Origin of the sequence: Bradyrhizobium sp. NBAIM08 (assembly GCF_020193935.1) — a bacterium.
Lineage (GTDB): Bacteria > Pseudomonadota > Alphaproteobacteria > Rhizobiales > Xanthobacteraceae > Bradyrhizobium > Bradyrhizobium yuanmingense.
Window position 1 is genome coordinate 1 of record NZ_JADYVR010000130.1, and the last position, 481, is coordinate 481.

Annotated in this window: 1 pseudogene; it reads right to left on the minus strand. The window is 54.1% G+C overall.

Features of this window, described 5'->3' with window-relative positions:
• Window positions 1–481 (minus strand): annotated as a pseudogene (gene pyrG / locus I6F37_RS38755) (CTP synthetase); the annotation flags it as partial.

A 481-nucleotide genomic window follows, 5' to 3' on the forward strand; every position in this document is an offset into this window, starting at 1 on the left:
CTTCGATGATCTCGACCAACTGATCATCCCCGGAACGGCCCGCAACGCGCAGACCTGCATCTTCAATCTGTTTCAACAGCATGTTGTTGACTTCGTAACGGTGACGATGACGCTCAACAATTGTCGGCGCATTGTACAGCTGGCGAACCAGGCTATCGTCAACCAACTGGCACTGCTGTGCGCCGAGACGCATGGTACCGCCGAGATCGCTCTTCTCGCTACGAACTTCAACGTTGCCGTTTTCATCGCGCCACTCGGTAATCAGCGCCACAACCGGGTACTTACAGTCTGGCACAAATTCCGTAGAGTTGGCGTTCTCCATGTTGGCAACATGGCGAGCGTAATCAATTAACGCCACCTGCATACCCAGGCAAATGCCCAGATAAGGAATATTGTTCTCACGCGCAAAACGCGCGGTCGTAATCATGCCTTCTACGCCACGATAGCCGAAACCGCCAGGTACGAGGATTGCGTCCAGACC